Annotated in this window: 19 protein-coding genes; 5 read left to right on the top strand and 14 right to left on the bottom strand. The window is 70.4% G+C overall.

What is annotated here, in order from left to right; translation table 11 throughout:
* Positions 1–408 precede the first annotated feature (408 nt).
* Complete coding sequence (locus tag ACQEVY_RS26815; RefSeq protein ID WP_432951984.1) at positions 409–990, top strand: SCO3374 family protein; 582 nt, start codon at positions 409–411, stop codon at positions 988–990.
* Here the strand turns inward: ACQEVY_RS26815 and ACQEVY_RS26810 are convergent.
* The 10 genes from ACQEVY_RS26810 to ACQEVY_RS26765 form a co-directional block, all read right to left on the bottom strand.
* On the bottom strand, positions 969–1,304 hold the full coding sequence (locus ACQEVY_RS26810) for a histone-like nucleoid-structuring protein Lsr2 (protein ID WP_165338609.1): 336 nt from the start codon (positions 1,302–1,304) through the stop codon (positions 969–971). The two genes, ACQEVY_RS26815 and ACQEVY_RS26810, sit on opposite strands and share 22 nt — an antisense overlap.
* 238 nt (positions 1,305–1,542) lie before the next feature.
* Positions 1,543–2,085: an amino-acid N-acetyltransferase gene (locus tag ACQEVY_RS26805; RefSeq protein ID WP_328770818.1), complete on the bottom strand. Its 543-nt coding sequence runs from the start codon at positions 2,083–2,085 to the stop codon at positions 1,543–1,545.
* 9 nt (positions 2,086–2,094) lie between these two features.
* On the bottom strand, positions 2,095–2,529 hold the full coding sequence (locus ACQEVY_RS26800; protein WP_432951983.1) for a BlaI/MecI/CopY family transcriptional regulator: 435 nt from the start codon (positions 2,527–2,529) through the stop codon (positions 2,095–2,097).
* A gap of 85 nt (positions 2,530–2,614) precedes the next feature.
* The gene (locus tag ACQEVY_RS26795; protein ID WP_328770816.1) at positions 2,615–2,806 is read right to left on the bottom strand and encodes a hypothetical protein; all 192 of its coding nucleotides are present in this window, start codon (positions 2,804–2,806) and stop codon (positions 2,615–2,617) included.
* Between the two features lie 5 nt (positions 2,807–2,811).
* Complete coding sequence (locus ACQEVY_RS26790; protein WP_432951982.1) at positions 2,812–3,075, bottom strand: hypothetical protein; 264 nt, start codon at positions 3,073–3,075, stop codon at positions 2,812–2,814.
* Between the two features lie 328 nt (positions 3,076–3,403).
* Positions 3,404–4,201 (bottom strand): type III pantothenate kinase, encoded by a 798-nt coding sequence (locus tag ACQEVY_RS26785; RefSeq protein ID WP_328770814.1) that lies wholly within the window; start codon positions 4,199–4,201, stop codon positions 3,404–3,406.
* Between the two features lie 9 nt (positions 4,202–4,210).
* Positions 4,211–5,215 (bottom strand): carboxylating nicotinate-nucleotide diphosphorylase, encoded by a 1,005-nt coding sequence (gene nadC / locus ACQEVY_RS26780; RefSeq protein WP_432951981.1) that lies wholly within the window; start codon positions 5,213–5,215, stop codon positions 4,211–4,213.
* On the bottom strand, positions 5,212–6,942 hold the full coding sequence (locus ACQEVY_RS26775) for an L-aspartate oxidase (RefSeq protein ID WP_432951980.1): 1,731 nt from the start codon (positions 6,940–6,942) through the stop codon (positions 5,212–5,214). Before ACQEVY_RS26775 ends, nadC begins: the two co-directional genes overlap by 4 nt.
* Positions 6,939–7,931: a pantoate--beta-alanine ligase gene (gene panC, locus ACQEVY_RS26770; RefSeq protein ID WP_432951979.1), complete on the bottom strand. Its 993-nt coding sequence runs from the start codon at positions 7,929–7,931 to the stop codon at positions 6,939–6,941. The genes ACQEVY_RS26775 and panC overlap by 4 nt, the downstream gene beginning before the upstream one ends.
* A complete protein-coding gene (locus ACQEVY_RS26765; RefSeq protein WP_432951978.1) occupies positions 7,928–8,857 on the bottom strand; it encodes a Rossmann-like and DUF2520 domain-containing protein in 930 nt (309 codons plus the stop codon). Before ACQEVY_RS26765 ends, panC begins: the two co-directional genes overlap by 4 nt.
* 157 nt (positions 8,858–9,014) lie before the next feature.
* Between ACQEVY_RS26765 and ACQEVY_RS26760 the strand changes: the two genes are divergently transcribed.
* A complete protein-coding gene (locus ACQEVY_RS26760) occupies positions 9,015–10,202 on the top strand; it encodes a threonine aldolase family protein (protein ID WP_432951977.1) in 1,188 nt (395 codons plus the stop codon).
* A 45-nt stretch (positions 10,203–10,247) separates the two neighbouring features.
* Here ACQEVY_RS26760 and ACQEVY_RS26755 read toward each other — a convergent pair whose 3' ends face one another.
* The 3 genes from ACQEVY_RS26755 to ACQEVY_RS26745 all read right to left on the bottom strand — a co-directional run bounded on the left by ACQEVY_RS26755 (position 10,248) and on the right by ACQEVY_RS26745 (position 12,914).
* On the bottom strand, positions 10,248–10,880 hold the full coding sequence (locus ACQEVY_RS26755; protein WP_432951976.1) for an AAA family ATPase: 633 nt from the start codon (positions 10,878–10,880) through the stop codon (positions 10,248–10,250).
* A gap of 67 nt (positions 10,881–10,947) precedes the next feature.
* On the bottom strand, positions 10,948–11,619 hold the full coding sequence (locus ACQEVY_RS26750; protein ID WP_432951975.1) for a response regulator: 672 nt from the start codon (positions 11,617–11,619) through the stop codon (positions 10,948–10,950).
* A gap of 95 nt (positions 11,620–11,714) precedes the next feature.
* Positions 11,715–12,914, bottom strand: coding sequence for a sensor histidine kinase (locus ACQEVY_RS26745; protein ID WP_432951974.1), 1,200 nt, complete (start codon positions 12,912–12,914; stop codon positions 11,715–11,717).
* A 141-nt stretch (positions 12,915–13,055) separates the two neighbouring features.
* Here ACQEVY_RS26745 and ACQEVY_RS26740 point away from each other — a divergent pair, with 141 nt between their 5' ends.
* Positions 13,056–14,201: an SAM-dependent methyltransferase gene (locus ACQEVY_RS26740; protein WP_432951973.1), complete on the top strand. Its 1,146-nt coding sequence runs from the start codon at positions 13,056–13,058 to the stop codon at positions 14,199–14,201.
* Here the strand turns inward: ACQEVY_RS26740 and ACQEVY_RS26735 are convergent.
* A complete protein-coding gene (locus ACQEVY_RS26735) occupies positions 14,166–15,317 on the bottom strand; it encodes an NADH-quinone oxidoreductase subunit D (protein WP_432951972.1) in 1,152 nt (383 codons plus the stop codon). The genes ACQEVY_RS26740 and ACQEVY_RS26735 overlap by 36 nt on opposite strands.
* Before the next feature lie 31 nt (positions 15,318–15,348).
* On the opposite strand from ACQEVY_RS26735, the gene ACQEVY_RS26730 reads away from it, so the two are divergent.
* Both ACQEVY_RS26730 and ACQEVY_RS26725 read left to right on the top strand, forming a co-directional pair.
* Complete coding sequence (locus ACQEVY_RS26730; protein WP_432951971.1) at positions 15,349–15,867, top strand: PH domain-containing protein; 519 nt, start codon at positions 15,349–15,351, stop codon at positions 15,865–15,867.
* Complete coding sequence (locus ACQEVY_RS26725) at positions 15,864–17,207, top strand: PH domain-containing protein (protein WP_432951970.1); 1,344 nt, start codon at positions 15,864–15,866, stop codon at positions 17,205–17,207. The genes ACQEVY_RS26730 and ACQEVY_RS26725 overlap by 4 nt, the downstream gene beginning before the upstream one ends.
* Positions 17,208–17,292 lie beyond the last annotated feature (85 nt).

Below are 17,292 nucleotides of genomic sequence, written 5' to 3'. Positions count from 1 at the left end.
AGGCAGTAAGGGGACGCTCCCCTCCCTGTCCTTCCGCAGCTTAGTCCCGCAAGCGGGGACCGCTCATTCCATCTGCCGACACCCGTCCTTGGCCTCCCAATCGCCGAACGCCGACATCTGCTCCAACCCGATGGTGCGAGACGATGTTCCCGCAGGCCAGGCAGATACCCACACCAGCTGTACGCCGATGGCGAACGTGAGATGCCTGAGCCTTGCGTGTCGCCCCTCCCACTAGGGATGTCTTACCCGTACGCACTGACAGTCCATGCCGCGCGCACCCATTCCCTCCGCTATGGGCGAACATCCTTGCGCCGCCGAGCGCTTCCACACGCCCCCGTTTCCTGCACTCGACGTGCACATCCGAACACCCAACGTAACTCGAAGCCTATTTTGACGGTTGCTCCTGGCATGGGCCCCACCGTTCCTCTCCCTCGCCGCCCTCTGGACACCGACGACCAGGTGCGCCATTGGTACGAGAACGAACTGGGCTGGGCGACAGTGCCCGGACCTCCCGTCGAGCTGCTGACGGGCCTGCGCTTCGACGTCCTGGAGGTGCCCGCGGAGGCGGGTCACGCGGCGCTTCGGCATCTGGGCCCCGGCTCTCCGGTGGCCGTACAGGCGGACCGGATGCTGCTTCTGGTGGCCGCGGGAAGCGCGGACGAGCTGCCGGGGCTGCTCGACTGGCTGGAGTGGGGGTCTCTCGCGCTGGATCTCAGGGCGATCGGCGCGGACGGGCGCATCGAGGCGCCGCTGCCACGGCATACAGGGAACGCGCGGGGCAGCGCGGTGGACGGCTCGCAGGGGGCCGCCGTCTGGCTGCGGCCCCCAGAGCCGGACTGCGAGGTGGAGCCTGCGTTGCCGACACTGTCGGCGCTCGGCGGGGGCGGTGGGGGCGCCCCCGATCTCGTACGGCTTGTGGACACGATGGCAACGCAGTGCCACCGGATCCGCCTTCGGCAAGCCCGAACTCAGGCGTTGGCCTTCTCGTAAGCCTCGCGAATGGACGCCGGAACACGGCCACGGTCATTGACCTCGTAACCGTTCTCCTTCGCCCAAGCACGGATCTGCGCGGTGTCCTGACTCCCACCGGAAGCGGCGCGCGCCTTGCCACGCCCCCCGGAAGCGCGGCCTCCGGTACGACGACCGCTCTTCACGTACGGGTCGAGAAGGCCGCGGAGCTTGTCCGCATTGCTGGTGGTGAGATCGATCTCGTACGTCTTGCCGTCCAGAGCGAACGTCACGGTCTCGTCCGCCTCGCCGCCGTCGAGGTCATCGACAAGAAGGACCTGAACCTTCTGTGCCACCGGATTTCCTTTCATCGATAACTTCAGGGCCGAGGGTCCGCGGCGGATGCCGCTGATTCATGCCCCCTGTTATATGCACTACTGCAGTACGTCCGAAAGCAAACCGCTTTTGCTGGAAAAACACAAACCCCTGGGAGAGACCGGGAGAGACCGACCCGACCTGAGAAGACCGAAAACGTACGCGTTTCGGACATAGGGCCCCCGGGCAAGGGGTGCCGGGCGTATTCGAAGTGGACGATCACAGATGCAGAAGCATCCGGCTGTTGCCCAAGGTGTTCGGTTTCACTCGTTCGAGACCGAGGAACTCTGCGACGCCCTCGTCATAGGAACGCAGTAGCTCGGCGTAGACCTCGGGGTCAACGGGAGTCTCACCGATCTCCACGAAGCCGTGCTTCGCGAAGAAGTCGACTTCGAAGGTCAGGCAGAATACCCGGCGAACGCCGAGCCAGCGGGCGGTCTCCACCAACTTCCCCAGCAACTGATGTCCGACGCCGGCGCCCTTGAGCGCGGGATCCACGGCGAGAGTACGGACTTCCGCGAGGTCTTCCCACATCACGTGCAGTGCACCGCAGCCGACCACCTCGGCACTTGCACCGGCATCACGTTCTGCGACCCAGAACTCCTGGATGTCCTCGTAAAGCGTGACCGTGGCTTTGTCGAGCAGGATGCCGCCGCGGACGTAGGCGTCAAGGAGTCGGCGTACGGCGGGGACATCGCTGGTCCTGGCCCGGCGGACAGTGACGGCATTACGGGTGGCGACTTCGGACTGCTCTGCTGGCATGACCGGACGTTATCGCCCGGAGTCGCCCTCGGGGGCGGCGGGGTTCTCGCTTTCGCCGGTCGTCGTTTCGCCGCTCGTCGTTTCCGGGCCTTCCACGATGCGGAGGGCGTCACGCAGTGCCGCGCGCTGTTCCGGCGACATCATGCCGAAGAAGGCGACGAGAGCGGCGGCCGGGTTGTCGCTCCGCGACCAGGCCTCGTTCATCAGGGCGGCCGCGTAGGCGGCGCGGGTGGAGACCGCCTCATATCGATAGGCCCGGCCTTCCGCTTCGCGGCGCACCCAGCCCTTCTGATGGAGATTGTCCAAAACGGTCATCACCGTGGTGTAGGCGATGGACCGTTCCTGCTGAAGATCTTCCAGGACTTCCCGAACGGTCACCGGGCGGTTCCACTTCCACACCCGCGACATGACCGCGTCTTCGAGTTCTCCCAAGGGGCGAGGCACAGCTCTGACCCTAGTGGGACATTCCACTCAAAGCATTACAAACATGGCTTTGATGGATAGTTGTCAACGAAAGGGGCGTACGAGTTCAGGCGTCGGCGTTTCGATCACGGTCGCCGGAAGCCTGGCGGGTGTTCTCGGCACGCGCGAGGGCGGCGTCGACGACCGCGTCTTCCTTGGCCTTGTTGGCGCCGCCCTGGGTCTTCACGATCGTCACGATCAGCGCGGTGAAGAACACAGCCATCACTACCGGGGGCACGAGCGCGGAGACGTAGTCCATGCCTTTCAGAGTAGCCAGGGTGTGGTTGCCAGCTGCTGCGGGGGCTTGCCGGGTGGTGTGGGGGGCTTGCGTCTGGGCGGGAAGACTTCGCCCGGGGTGGGGATGGGGCGGTGCGGCTGCGCCGGCTTGGGGGTGCGCTGCGGCTCGGTTTTCGGCTTCGGCGACGGCGACGGCGACGGCGCGGGCTGAGAGGCGGGCTTCTTCGCCGGCTTCTTCTCGGGGTCCTCGGCGGCGGCACGCGCGCGCGTGCGGGCGTAAGGGGTAGCCATGAGGCCGACGATACGCACTAATCAGACAACCTTCATGGAACGGCTCGCCTCGGGCGGTTGGGTTCATTGTCAGGTGCGGGGCTGTCAGCGGAGTGTTCTTTTCCCCAGCCCCGCCCCTTCCCGGCTGTAACAATTTGCGGCTCCGCCGCGTGGGGGCTGCGCCCCCAGGCCCCTCGCCAGGGGGCGGAGAACACCTCGTGTCGCGGCTGCGAGTGCGTTGTGGCTTGTCGCGCCCGCGCGGCGGAGCCGCAAATCGACACAGCCCCGCGCCCCTACGGGGCGCTTCCGGAGCCCTCAGCCACAGCCGCACCACCCGGGGGAACTCAGCTCACGAACGCGAGACGTTCCGTTCGTAAACCAGCCTTAGCCCGATCAATGTCAGCCACGGCTCGTGTTCGTCGATTACCGAGGACTCGCCCAGGACCATCGGCGCGAGTCCGCCCGTTGCGATGACCGTGACGTCGTCCGGGTCGGTGGCTAGTTCGCGGGCGACCCGGTTCACGACGCCGTCGACCTGGCCGGCGAAACCGTAGATGATGCCCGACTGCATCGCCTCGACCGTGTTCTTGCCGATCACGCTCCGCGGGCGCGCCACCTCGATCTTGCGGAGCTGAGCGCCCCGTACGCCGAGTGCCTCGACCGAGATCTCGATGCCGGGGGCGATGACCCCGCCGACGTACTCCCCGCGCGCACTGACCGCGTCGAAGGTCGTCGCCGTGCCGAAGTCGACGACGATCGCGGGGCCGCCGTAGAGCTCGACGGCGGCGACCGCGTTGATGATGCGGTCCGCGCCGACCTCCTTGGGGTTGTCCATCAGGATCGGTACGCCGGTCTTCACGCCCGGTTCGACGAGGATGGCGGGGACGTCGCCGTAGTAGCGGCGGGTGACTTCGCGGAGCTCGTGCAGGACGGAGGGGACGGTGGCGCAGATGGCGATGCCGTCGATGCCGTCGCCCAGTTCGTCGCCGAGGAGCGGGTGCATGCCCATGAGGCCCTGCAACAGCACGGCCAGCTCGTCGGCCGTGCGGCGCGCGTCCGTCGAGATGCGCCAGTGCTCGACGATGTCGTCGCCGTCGAAGAGGCCGAGGACGGTGTGGGTGTTGCCCACGTCGATGGTCAGCAGCATGACCCGTACCTACTCCGCCGCTCGCAGGTCGAGGCCGATGTCGAGGATCGGCGAGGAGTGGGTGAGGGCGCCCACGGCGAGGTAGTCGACGCCGGTACGCGCGTACGCGGCCGCGTTGTCCAGGGTGAGGCGGCCCGAGGCTTCCAGGTACGCGCGGCCGTCGACGAGGGCGACGGCCTCCTCGCACTGGCTGGGCGTGAAGTTGTCCAGGAGGATCAGGTCGGCGCCCGCGTCCAGGACCTCGCGGAGCTGGTCCAGGGTGTCGACCTCGACCTCGATCGGTACGTCCGGGAACGTCTCCCGTACAGCCTTGAAGGCCTGGGCCACGCCGCCCGCGGCGACCACGTGGTTGTCCTTGACCAGGGCCGCGTCCGAGAGGGACATGCGGTGGTTGACGCCGCCGCCGCAGCGCACCGCGAACTTCTCCAGGGAGCGCAGCCCTGGCGTCGTCTTGCGGGTGTCGCGCACCCGCGCCTTCGTGCCCTCCAGAACGTCCGCCCACGCGCGCGTGGCGGTCGCGATGCCGGAGAGGCGGCACAGGAGGTTCAGGGCGCTTCGCTCGGCCGTCAGGAGGTCGCGGGTGCGGCTGGTGATGCTCAGGAGCTTCTGGCCTGCCGCCACGCGGTCGCCGTCGTCGACATGGCGCTCGACCTCGAACTCGTCCGTGCAGACCACCGAGACGACCGCCTCGGCGATCCTGAGGCCCGCCACGACGCCCGCCTCACGGGCGGTGAAGTCGGCGGTGGAGACGGCCTCTTCGGGGATCGTCGCGACCGTGGTGACGTCCACGCCGTGGTCGAGGTCCTCGTCGATGGCCAGGTGCGCGATGTCCTCCACCTCGACGGGGTCGAGCCCGGCGTCGGCGAGGAGTGCCGCGAGGGCCGGGTCGAGGCCGCACTCCATGGGGTCCGTGTCGTACTCGTCTTCGGCACCTGCGGCACCACAGCCGCAGCCGTCGCCGCAGCCACCGCTGGAGAGGAGGGAAAGATCGGGGGTGCTGCTCACTGCTGTCACTGCTCCTGGGGAGTGCGGGTCGGCCGGGGCTGCCGTGTCGGGGGGAAGTCTGCTGTGTCGGTGGTGTGTACGGCGAGGGTTCGGTCCGGATTCAGCCGTACGACGATGTGGCGGGACCAGTTGTTGTCGTCGCGGTCGGCGTGGTCCTCGCGCCAGTGGCAGCCTCGGGTCTCCTTGCGCAGGCGGGCGGCGGCGACCAGGACGCGGGCCACGCACAGGAGGTTGGTGGACTCCCAGGTGTCGACGCCGGGTTCGGCGGTCTTGCCGTTCTCGGCGAGTGCGTCGCGGGCGTCGGAGTGCAGTTGCTCGAGGCGGTCGGCCGCCCGTTCCAGGGACTCGGCGGAGCGCAGCACCCCGGCGCCGTCGCTCATGACCCGCTGGATCGCGAACCGGGCCTCAGGGTCGAGGAGCGGGTGGACGGGCTGCTCCGGGTAGGCGACCGGCGCGGGCACGCGCGCGTAGAGGCGGTTTTCCTCGCGGCGGGTGGCGATGTCGGCCGCGATGCGCTCGGCGTAGACCAGGCCCTCCAGGAGGGAGTTGGAGGCGAGCCGGTTGGCGCCGTGCACGCCCGTGCAGGCGACCTCCCCGCACGCGTACAGGCCGGGGACGGTCGTACGGCCCTGGGAGTCCGTGCGGACGCCTCCGGAGGCGTAGTGGGCGGCCGGGGCGACCGGGACGGGTTCGGTGACCGGGTCGATGCCGTGGGCGCGGCAGGCGGCGAGGATCGTGGGGAAGCGGTGCTCCCACATGTCGGCGCCGAAGTGCCGGGCGTCCAGGTACATGTGCTCGGCGCCCTGCTCCTGCATGCGGCGCATGATGCCCTTGGCGACGATGTCCCGGGGAGCGAGTTCGGCCAACTCGTGCTGGCCGACCATGAAGCGCACGCCGTCCGCGTCGACGAGGTGGGCGCCCTCGCCCCGTACCGCCTCGGAGACCAGCGGCTGCTGGCCCTCGGCGTCCGGGCCGAGGAAGAGCACCGTGGGGTGGAACTGCACGAACTCCAGGTCGCTGACTTCGGCCCCGGCGCGCAGGGCAAGCGCGACGCCGTCCCCGGTGGACACGGAGGGGTTGGTGGTCGCCGAGAAGACCTGGCCCATGCCGCCGGTGGCGAGGACCACGGCGGGCGCGTGCACGGCTCCCACGCCGTCGTGCTGGCCCTCTCCCATGACATGCAGCGTGACGCCGGCTGTGCGGCCGTCGGCGTCCGTCAGCACGTCCAGGACCAGGGCGTTCTCGATCGTACGCAGCCCACGCGCGCGTACCGCCTCGACAAGGGCCCGGGAGATCTCGGCGCCCGTCGCGTCGCCGCCCGCGTGCGCGATACGGCGGCGGTGGTGGCCGCCCTCGCGGGTGAGCTCCAGGTCGCCCTGCTCGGACTCGTCGAAGTGCGCGCCGGTCGCGATCAGGCGGCGTACGGCGTCGGGGCCCTCGGTGACGAGGAGACGTACGGCCTGCTCGTCGCACAGGCCCGCGCCCGCCACCAGCGTGTCGCCGAGGTGCTGCTCGGGGGTGTCGCCCTCGCCGAGAGCCGCCGCGATGCCGCCCTGCGCCCAGCGCGTGGAGCCGTCGTCGAGCATGGCCTTGGTGACGACGACGGTCCGCAGCCCGGCCGCGTCGCAGCGCAGGGCCGCGGTGAGTCCGGCGACGCCGGAGCCGACGACCACTACGTCAGCGGCGATGAACCAGCCTGGGGCCGGGGCGTGCAGACGTATGCCTGTGCTGGTCACGAGGCGGCTCCGAAGGTCAGCGGAATGTTGTCGATCAGCCGGGTCGTCCCGACCCTGGCGGCGACGGCGAGGATCGCCTCGCCGGTGTAGTCGTCCGGGATCTCGGTGAAGTCGGACGGATCGACCAGCGCCAAGTAGTCCAGGGCGAGCGGGGGGTGCATCCGGGCGGCGTCGTCGAGGACGAGGCGGGCGGCGGCGCGGACCGCGGCGGGGCCGCCCGGCACCGCTTTGGCGACGGCGTGCGCGTCGGCCGCGGCGCGGGACTCACCGAGCGCGCTGAGGGCCTCGGCACGCGCGCGCGTGGTGGGCACTTCGCGGGCACGCGCGCGTAGGGCCTCCTGTGCGGCGTGCCGGTCGCTGCCCGCGAACAGGGCCTGGGAGAGGGCGAGCGCGGTGCGGCGCTCGGCGGCCGAGAGGTAGCGGTTACGGCTGGACAGGGCGAGGCCGTCCTCCTCGCGCACCGTCGGCACGCCGACGATCTCCACCCCGAAGTTCAGATCGCGCACCATGCGGCGGATCAGGGCGAGCTGCTGGGCGTCCTTCTGCCCGTACAGCGCCACATCGGGCCGGGTGAGGTGCAGCAGCTTGGCGACGACGGTGAGCATGCCGTCGAAGTGCCCGGGCCGTGCGGCACCCTCCAAGCGCTCGCCCATGGGGCCCGCGCTGATACGGACCTGGGGCTCGCCACCCGGGTAGACCTCGTCCACGGAGGGGGCGAACACGACGTCCGCGCCCGCCTGTTCGGCGATCTTCACGTCGGCGTCCAAGGTGCGCGGATAGCGGTCGAGGTCCTCGCCCGCGCCGAACTGGAGGGGGTTCACGAAGACCGTGACGACGACGTCTCCGTCGCCGCCCGCGATGCCGCGGGCGGTGCGGATCAGGGTCGCGTGGCCCTCGTGCAGGGCGCCCATGGTCATCACGACGGCACGGCGGCCGGTGCGCACGCGCGCGTGGAGCTCGTCGGCGGTGCGCAGCAGGGCGTTGGTCATCGGGCGTCTCCCTCGGTGCCGTCGGTCCCGTCTGCCAGTACCCCGAGAAGGTCCTCTGCGAGCTCCGGCTTCAGCAATCCGTGGGCGAGGGCCCGGTCGGCGGTCGCGCGGGCCATCGCCAGATAGCCGGCCACGGCCCCCGGCGCGTGCTTGCGCAACTCCGTGATGTGCGCGGCGACCGTGCCCGCGTCACCGCGCGCGACGGGTCCGGTGAGGGCCGCGTCGCCCGACCGGAGGGCATTGTCCAGCGCCGCGCCGAGCAGCGGGCCCAGCATCCGGTCGGGGGCCTCCACGCCCGCCGTACGCAGCAGCTCCATCGACTCGGCGACAAGGGTCACCAGGTGGTTGGCGCCGAGCGCGAGGGCGGCGTGGTAGAGCGGCCGGGCGGCCTCGGCGATCCACTCGGGCTCGCCGCCCATCTCGATGACCAGCGCCTCGGCGGCCAGCCGCAGCTCCTCGGGCGCGGTGACCCCGAAAGAGCACCCGGCAAGCCGCTGCACGTCCACAGGAGTGCCGGTGAACGTCATCGCAGGATGCAGCGCCAACGGCAGCGCACCGGCCCGCAGCGCGGGGTCCAGCACCTTCGCGCCGTACCGCCCGGAGGTGTGCACGAGCAGCTGCCCCGGCCGTACCGCCCCCGTCTCGGCGAGCCCCTCCACCAGCCCCGGCAGGGCATCGTCCGGGACCGTCAGCAGCACGAGCTCGGCCCGCTCCATGACCTGTGCGGGCGTCACCAGCGGTACGTCGGGCAGGAGCTGGGCCGCACGCCGTACGGAGGCGTCGGAGACTCCGGAGACGGCCACCGGCCGATGCCCGGCGAGCTGCAGCGACGCGGCAAGAGCGGGCCCCACGCGGCCGGCACCGACGACGCCGACGGTGAGCCGCGCGGGGCGGTCCTTGGGGTCTGGTTGTGGGACTGTACTCACTCGACGGCGGCCTTCCGTTCCAGTCCGCTCGGGGTACCGGACGATTTCTCGTCATGTTAACGCGATCCGTTCCGGGCCCGTTTTGTTGTCCACAGGCTGTGGGAAATTGTGGGAAATCCACGTGCCCGACCTACAACAGGCCCGGCATGATCCAGGGATGAGCGATACGGCGGAGCAGCGCGAGGCAGAGTCGGCGCAAGAGGGCCCGGCACAGTCGGCCGAGCAGCAGCAGGCGCAGCGCTGGGCTGCCGTGCGAGGAGCCGAACGCACACTGTGGCGGCCCGGTTTCCACGCCACGGTCGGCGAGCGGCTGGCGCGGCTCATGGAGGCGGCACCCCAGGTGTACGACCTGGACCAGCCGGTGGACGTGTTCGGCGACGGGATCGTCGAGACCGTGGAGAAGCGGGTCGCGGGCCTCCTCGGCAAGGAGGCCGCCGCCTTCTTCCCCACCGGAACCATGGCTCAGCAGGTCGCGTTGCGCTGCTGGGCGGGCCGTACCGGCAACCCCGTAGTGGCCCTGCATCCGCTCGCCCACCCCGAGGTGCACGAGCGCGACGCCTTCTCCGCCGTGAGCGGTCTGCGGACCGTCCATCTGACGTACGAGCCCCGGCTGCCGACCGCCGAGGAAATACGGGACTTCGAGGAGCCCTTCGGGGCCTTGATGCTCGAACTGCCTCTCCGGGACGCCGGTTTCATGCTGCCCTCCTGGGAGGAGCTCTCCGAGCTGGTGGACGCGGCTCGGGAGCGCGATGCGGTGGTCCACTTCGACGGGGCGCGTCTGTGGGAGTGCACCCCGCATTTCGGGCGCTCCCTGGAGGAGATCGCAGGCCTCGCGGACAGCGTGTACGTGTCGTTCTACAAGTCCCTGGGAGGGCTGGGCGGCGCGGCGCTCGCGGGCCCGCGGACCCTCGTGGACGAGGCGAAGGCCTGGCGGCACCGGTACGGCGGCCAGGTCTTCCAGCAGTTCCCGACGGCCCTTTCGGCGCTGATCGGCCTGGAGAAGGAGCTGCCCCGGCTGCCGGAATACGTGGCCCACGCGCGCGTGGTCGCCGCGGCGCTGCGTGAGGGCTTCACGGCGGCGGGCGTCCCCTGGAGTCGCGTCCACCCCGAGGAGCCGCACACGCATGAGTTCCGGGTGTGGCTGGCGTACGACCACGAGAAGCTCAACGAGGCCGTCGTACGGCAGGCGGAGGAGACCAAGACGGCACTGTTCCGTCGTTGGTTCCCGGACAGGGTGCCGGGGCTGTCGGTCACGGAGGTGACGGTGGCCGAGGCGGGCCTGGAGTGGACCGCGGAGGACGTCAGGAAGGCCGTAGCCGACTTCGTGGCGCGGCTGCCCGGCTGAGGAGCCTGAACAGCCGGAGCGGGTGCGTCACGGGAGCAGGACCCGTCAGTCGAACCGGATGTGCTTGACCCCGACCCGTATCTGCCGCAGCCGCGTCCGGAACGCGCCCTCCTTGTTCGGCTTGAGGGTCAGCCCGGCCAGTACGGCGATCCGGTCGGCGGTCTTGGGGACCGTCGTGTCGTCCGTCCACAGGTGCTCGGCGAACTCCGGCTCGCGCAGCCTCTCCAGGCAGTGGTCGAGCTGCTCCACCGCCCAACTCTCCCTGCGCAAGGGGGCGCCCTTGCCGGCGACGTACTGGAGGAGGTGGCCGAAGCCGCGCTCGCGGAGCCGCTTCAGGACGGTCTCGCGCTGGGCGAGGAGCGAGAAGTGCCGTACGTCGTGGCCCTTTTCGCGCAGTCGCCCGACGGTCTCGTCGAAGTAGCTGAAGTCCGTGACGGTCATGGGGGCGATCACCACGCCGTCGTGCTTGGTGAGGGCGAGGTCGAGCACCTCGACGACGCCCTGTCGCCAGGACACCAAGTCCTGGAAGTTTCCGCGCAGTTCGGGCGGCAGCGTGCGGCGCAGCCCGAAGCCGATGTGCTCCGGGTCGCAGATGACGCTGCCGGGCAGGCGGCGCTGGATCTCGTGTGCGGTCTGTGTTTTGCCGCCCCCGAAGGGGCCGTTGATCCACAGGAGCATGCGGAGACCTTAGTGGCTGACGGTCACGCCTCGGTCACGTTCGCACAGAACGCCCGCGAGAGCCCGCTCAGCCCTGTCCCCCGGCCCGTACAAGACCCGTCTCGTATGCCAGGACCACGACCTGCACCCGGTCCCGCAGGCCCAGCTTCGTGAGGATGCGCCCCACATGCGTCTTGACCGTCGCCTCCGAGAGGACCAGGCGTGCGGCGATCTCGCCGTTCGACAGGCCCTGCGCGACCAGGATCATCACCTCGCGCTCCCGGTCGGTCAGCCGCTCCAGCTCCTTGTGCTGGGGCTCCTTGCCGCCGCTCGGCAGCATCGGCGCGAACCGGTCGAGGAGGCGGCGGGTCGTGGACGGCGCGACCACCGCGTCGCCGCTGTGCACGGCGCGGATCGCGGCGAGGAGTTCGCCGGGCGGCACATCCTTGAGCATGAAGCCGGAGGCGCCCGCCTTCAGCCCGGAGAAGGCGTACTCGTCGAGGTCGAAGGTGGTCAGGATCAGCACCTTCGGCGGATCGGGCTCCGAGCAGATACGGCGGGTCGTCTCCACGCCGTCCAGCTTCGGCATACGTACGTCCATCAGGACCACGTCCACGGTGGTCGAACGCAGCACCTGGAGGGCCTCGACACCGTCGCCAGCCTCCGCGACGACCTCCATGTCCGGCTGGGCGGCGAGCACCATCCGGAACCCGGTGCGCAGCAGCACCTGGTCGTCGACGAGCATCACGCGGATCGGCATTCCTGGGTCCTCCGGTCGGTTCATGGACGGGCGGTGCGGGTGCGGGCTGTGCGTGGGCGGTCGGTTCGCCGTGCGGTCGGTGGGGCGTGCACGTGTCAATTGGCGGGCTTGAGCGGGAGCAGGGCGCTGATCCGGAAGCCACCGCCCGGGCGCGGCCCCGCGTCCAGGGTGCCGCCGACCATACCGACGCGCTCCCGCATGCCGATCAGGCCGTGTCCCCTGCCGTCGATGCCACCGTCCTCGTACAACTCGTGCGGGGCGCCCTTCCCGTCGTCCTCGACGAGCAGCCCGAGGCCGTCGTCGAAGTAGACCAGGCGCACGCTCGCGCCGACGTTGGGCCCCCCGTGCTTGCGCGTATTGGTGAGCGCCTCCTGGACGATGCGGTACGCGGTGAGCTCGACGCCGCTCGGCAGCGGTCGCGGGGTGCCCTCGATCTTGTAGTCGACGGGGAGACCGGCCGTGCGGACCTCCTCGATGAGGTCGTCGAGCTGGTCGACGTCGGGCTGCGGGACGTATTCGCCGCTCTCCTGGTGCTCGCCGGTGCGCAGCACGCCGAGCAGGCGGCGCATTTCGGCGAGGGCCTGACGGCCCGTTCCCGAGATGGTCTCGAGGGCCTTCTTGGCCTGGTCGGGGGCGGTGTCCAGGACGTACGCGGCCCCGTCCGCCTGCACCACCATCACGGACACGTTGTGCGCGACCACGTCGTGCAGCTCACGGGCGATCCGGGCCCGCTCGGCGGCGACCGCGACCTTGGACTGCGCCTCGCGCTCCCTCTCCAGCCGGTCGGCGCGCTCCTCCAGCTGCGAGAGGTAGGCGCGGCGGGTGCGGACTGAGTCGCCGAGCACCCAGGCGAGCGCGAACGGAACGGTCTGGAAGACCACTATGGCGATGCTGCTCCCGACGCCCTGATCGGCCGGCCAGCGCATTTGTGAGACGGGAGCGGCGCACAGGCCGGCGGTCAGCGCGATCCGGGAGGCCCAGCGGGCGCCGTCCGCCGCAACCGTGTAAATGATCACCAGGAAGGCGAAGTTGGCGGGCAGCGTCCCTGTGTCCGCGATCAGCTGCACCAGGCCGAGCAGCAGCGCCAGGATCAGCATCTTCTCCGGCATACGGCGGCGCAGCGCGACCACCAGGCTCAGGAGGATCATGATCGGAAACGTGACGGCCGGAAGTTCGGCCCCTTGGGCCTCCTCCGTCACCGATCCGCCCAGCACAGAAATCCCGAGCAGGAGGACGGCCCAGAAGCTGTCGACCCACATCGGGTGCCTGCGGAGGAAGTCATAGAGGCGCTGCACGTAACCCAGCGTAGGGAAGGGTGCAGTGTGCAGGGGTCAACCGGAGGGTCGATCCGCGACCACCGTACGTACTCCCCAAGGTGGAGACCTGCTGATTCCCGGCGCCCAAAGCGCGCTTAGCCTGGCGTCGTGGGACAAGCCATGAGACAAGACGCACACGAGGCGGCGGGTGGCCGGCGCGGGTGGCGGCAGGCCGCCGAGGAGGCGCTGTACGGGCCTTCGGGGTTCTATCGGCGGCCTGAGGGGCCCGCGGGTCATTTCCGCACGTCCGTGCACGCGTCGCCGCTGTTCGCGGGCGCCGTGGCCCAGCTCCTGTGCCGGGTCGACGAGGCGCTCGGCCGGCCCGCCGAGCTCGCCTTCGTCGACATGGGCGCGGGCCGCGGCGAACTGGTCACCGGCGTCCTGGAGACCCTTCCCTCCGAAGTGGCCTCCCGCGCGCGCGGGTACGCCGTCGAACGCGCCGACCGGCCCGCCGCTCTCGACCACCGGATCGAGTGGCGCGCAGAGCCTCCGGCGGGGGTCACCGGGCTGCTGTTCGCGAACGAATGGCTGGACAACGTGCCCCTGGACGTGGCCGAGGTGGACGCGGACGGAGTGCCACGACTGGTGCTCGTACGGGAGGACGGCACGGAGTCCCTCGGGGAGCCGGTCTCCGGGGCGGACGCGGAGTGGCTGGCGCGATGGTGGCCGCTTCCTGAAAATCAGCGCCCCGAAGCAAACGAAGCGAATCAGCATCCCGAAGGGCTGCGTGCCGAAATCGGCCTCCCCAGGGACGCCGCCTGGGCATCCGCCGTGGCCACCCTCGACCGGGGTCTCGCCGTAGCCGTCGACTACGCCCACTGCGCGGACGCCCGCCCGCCCTTCGGGACGCTCACCGGCTTCCGCGAGGGGCGTGAGACTGCGCCCGTACCGGACGGGTCCTGCGACATCACCGCGCATGTGGCCCTGGACGCGTGCGCGCTGCCCGGAGCCCGGCTGCTGACCCAGCGGGACGCCCTGCACGCCCTGGGCGTGAGCGGCGGCCGGCCCCCGCTGTCGCTGGCTTCCACGGACCCGATGGCGTACGTACGGGCCCTCGCCGGCGCCGGTGAGGCCGCCGAGCTGACGGCTCCCGGCGGACTCGGCGACTTCGGCTGGCTCGTACAGCCAGTTGGGATTCCGAACCCGCTGCCCGAGCCGATGCCAGATCCGCTGCCCGGCGAAAACAGCCCTCTACGGAGAGCACGGACAGACCGGAGAACCGGAGAAGCCCTACTTGTCGATGTCCCCGACCACGAAGAACAGTGATCCCAGGATCGCCACCATGTCCGCGACCAGCGTCCCCGGCAGCAGTTCCACCAAGGCCTGGATGTTGTTGTACGAGGCCGAGCGCAGCTTCAGCCGGTACGGGGTCTTGTCGCCCTTGCTGACGAGGTAGTAGCCGTTGATGCCGAGCGGGTTCTCGGTCCAGGCGTACGTGTGGCCCTCAGGGGCCTTGAGGACCTTCGGGAGCCGCTGGTTGACCGGACCGGGCGGCAGCTCGGCGAGCCGGTCCAGGCAGGCGTCGGCGAGGTCCAGGGAGTTGTGCGTCTGCTCCAGGAGAACCTCGAACCGGGCCAGACAGTCGCCCTCCTGCCGCGTGACGACCTTCAGGACGTCGCCCAGCTCCCCGTACGCCAGATACGGCTCGTCGCGGCGCAGATCGAAGTCGACGCCGGAGGCGCGGGCGAGGGGACCGCTCACCCCGTAGGCGTGCACCGTCTCCGGGGACATCCGGCCCACGTCGCGCGTGCGCCCGCGGAAGATCTCGTTGCCGAGCACCAGGTTGTCGTACACGTCCATGCGCGAGCGGACGTCCGCGACGGCTGCACGCGCGCGTGCGGCCCATCCGGCGGGGAGGTCCTCCTTGAGGCCGCCGACGCGGTTGAACATGTAGTGCATGCGCCCGCCGGAGATCTCCTCCATGACGGCCTGAAGTTCCTCGCGCTCCCTGAAGGCGTAGAAGACCGGGGTGATTCCGCCCAGCTCGAGCGGGTACGAACCGAGGAACATCAGATGGTTCAGGACGCGGTTCAGCTCCGCGAGGAGCGTGCGCATCCACACCGCGCGGGCCGGGACCTCCATGCCGAGCATGCGTTCCACGGCGAGGACGACACCCAGCTCGTTCGAGAAGGCGGAGAGCCAGTCGTGGCGGTTGGCGAGCACGATGATCTGGCGGTAGTCGCGCGCCTCGAAGAGCTTCTCCGCGCCGCGATGCATATAGCCGATGACCGGCTCCGCATGCTGGATCCGCTCGCCGTCCAGCACGAGCCTGAGGCGCAGTACACCGTGCGTGGACGGGTGCTGGGGGCCGATGTTGAGCACCATGTCGGTGCTCTCCGCGGCGCCGCCGATGCCGACCGTGGTCTCCTTCGTGGGAGTCATGGGAACAGTGTCTCGTACGTACGCTTGCGGAATGGAGACGGGGAGCAGGGGAAACATGGGCACCACCAGGAGCACCGAGTCCGAGCCCGAGCCGGTGTGGACCGGGCTGCCGCCGGGGCTGCTGCGGATGCGCCGGCTGCTGCTCGTGGTCTGGCTGGTTCCGCTGACGCTCGGTACGGGGCTGCCCCTCGGCCTGCTCGTCGGGCCCGGCTGGTCGGCCTTCGCGCTGCTGCCGCTGGCGCTGCTGCTGTGGGGCTGGGCGATGCTGGGCCGCAACTGGCGGTCCTGGCGGTACGCGGAGCGCGCGGACGACCTGCTGATCAGCCGGGGTGTGCTGTGGCGTGAGGAGACGGTCGTGCCGTACGGGCGCATGCAGCTGGTCGAGGTGACCTCGGGTCCCGTAGAGCGGCACTTCGGGCTGGCGAGCGTGCAGCTGCATACGGCCGCAGCGGCGACGGACGCGCGCATCCCGGGCCTCGACCCGGCCGAGGCGGAACGGCTGCGGGACCGGCTCACGGAGCTGGGCGAGGCCAGATCGGCGGGGCTGTGACGACATCAGACATCGGCGACGTCGAGCACGACGTACGCCAGGAGAAGCCCGTGACGGAGCGGCGGCTGCATCCCGTGACGCCACTGCGCCGCGCCTGGGCGCCGATCGCCGTGATCGCCGGCTGGGCGGTGCACGACCCCGACCAGACACAGCGGCAGCTGACCCGGCTGACGACCGGCACCCTGCTGATCGCGATCGCCGTCGTCATTCCGGCCGCCGCCCTGTACGGCTTTCTGACCTGGTGGTTCACCCACTTCGCGGTGACCGACACCGAACTGCGCATCCGTACGGGCCTGTTGTTCCGGCGCTCCGCGCACATCCGGCTCGACCGGCTCCAGGCCGTCGACGTCACCCAGCCGCTGCTGGCCCGCGTCGCGGGCGTCTCCAAACTCAAACTCGACGTCATAGGGACCGACAAGAAGGACGAACTCGCCTTCCTGGGCGAGGACGAAGCCCGCGTTCTACGGGCCGAACTCCTCGCCCGCGCCGCCGGTTTCGCCCCCGAGACGGCACACGAGGTGGGCGAGGCACCGGCCCGGCAGTTGCTGCACGTACCGGCCCGGGTCCTCGCCGTGTCCCTGGTGCTGTCGGGCGCCACCTGGGGGTCCCTGGTCGCCGCGCTCGTCGTACCACCGCTGGTGTGGTGGCTCTCGGGCAGCCTGTGGACGGTCCTCGCGGTCGCACTGCCGCTGCTCGGCGCGGCAGGCGCGAGCAGTGTGGGGCGCTTCGTCGGCGAGTACGACTGGACCGTGGGCGACTCCCCGGACGGGCTCCGTCTCGACCACGGACTCCTCGACCGTACGCACGAGACGGTGCCGCCCGGCCGCGTACAGACCGTCCGCATCGTCGAACCGCTGCTCTGGCGGCGACGGGACTGGGTCCGGGTCGAGCTGGACGTGGCGGGCTCGTCCAACTCCGTGCTCGTACCGGTCGCTCCGCGCGAGGTCGCCGAGTCGGTGATCGCTCGGGTGCTGCCGGGCGTGACGGTGCCGGGCGCGCTGTCGCGACCGCCGCGCCGGGCTCGCTGGTGCATGCCGCTCTGGTGGCGGGGTTACGGACTTGCCGTCACCGACACCGTCTTCGCGTCCCGGCACGGGCTGCTGCGCCGCAGCCTCGCGCTCGTTCCGCACGGCAAGGTCCAGAGCGTACGCATGGAGCAAGGGCCGTGGATGCGCGCCAAAGGGCTGGCCCATGTGCATATCGAGACGGGCGCCAACAATACGGTGACGGCCCAGCTGCGGGACGCCTCGGAGGCGGCGGAGCTGCTGTACGGGCAGGCGGACCGGTCGCGGACGGGGCGGCGGGAGGCCCGGCCGGATCGGTGGATGGCGGGGGCTTGAGCTGTGGACGGCTGAGGGCGCAGTAGACAGGTGAGGGCAGTGGCGCGTTTCGCTGCCACTGCCCTCATGACCTGTTGCCGCACTT

This window comes from Streptomyces sp. CA-288835 (genome assembly GCF_050936385.1).
Lineage (GTDB): Bacteria > Actinomycetota > Actinomycetes > Streptomycetales > Streptomycetaceae > Streptomyces.
This window is presented reverse-complemented; position numbering and strand designations above follow the sequence as displayed.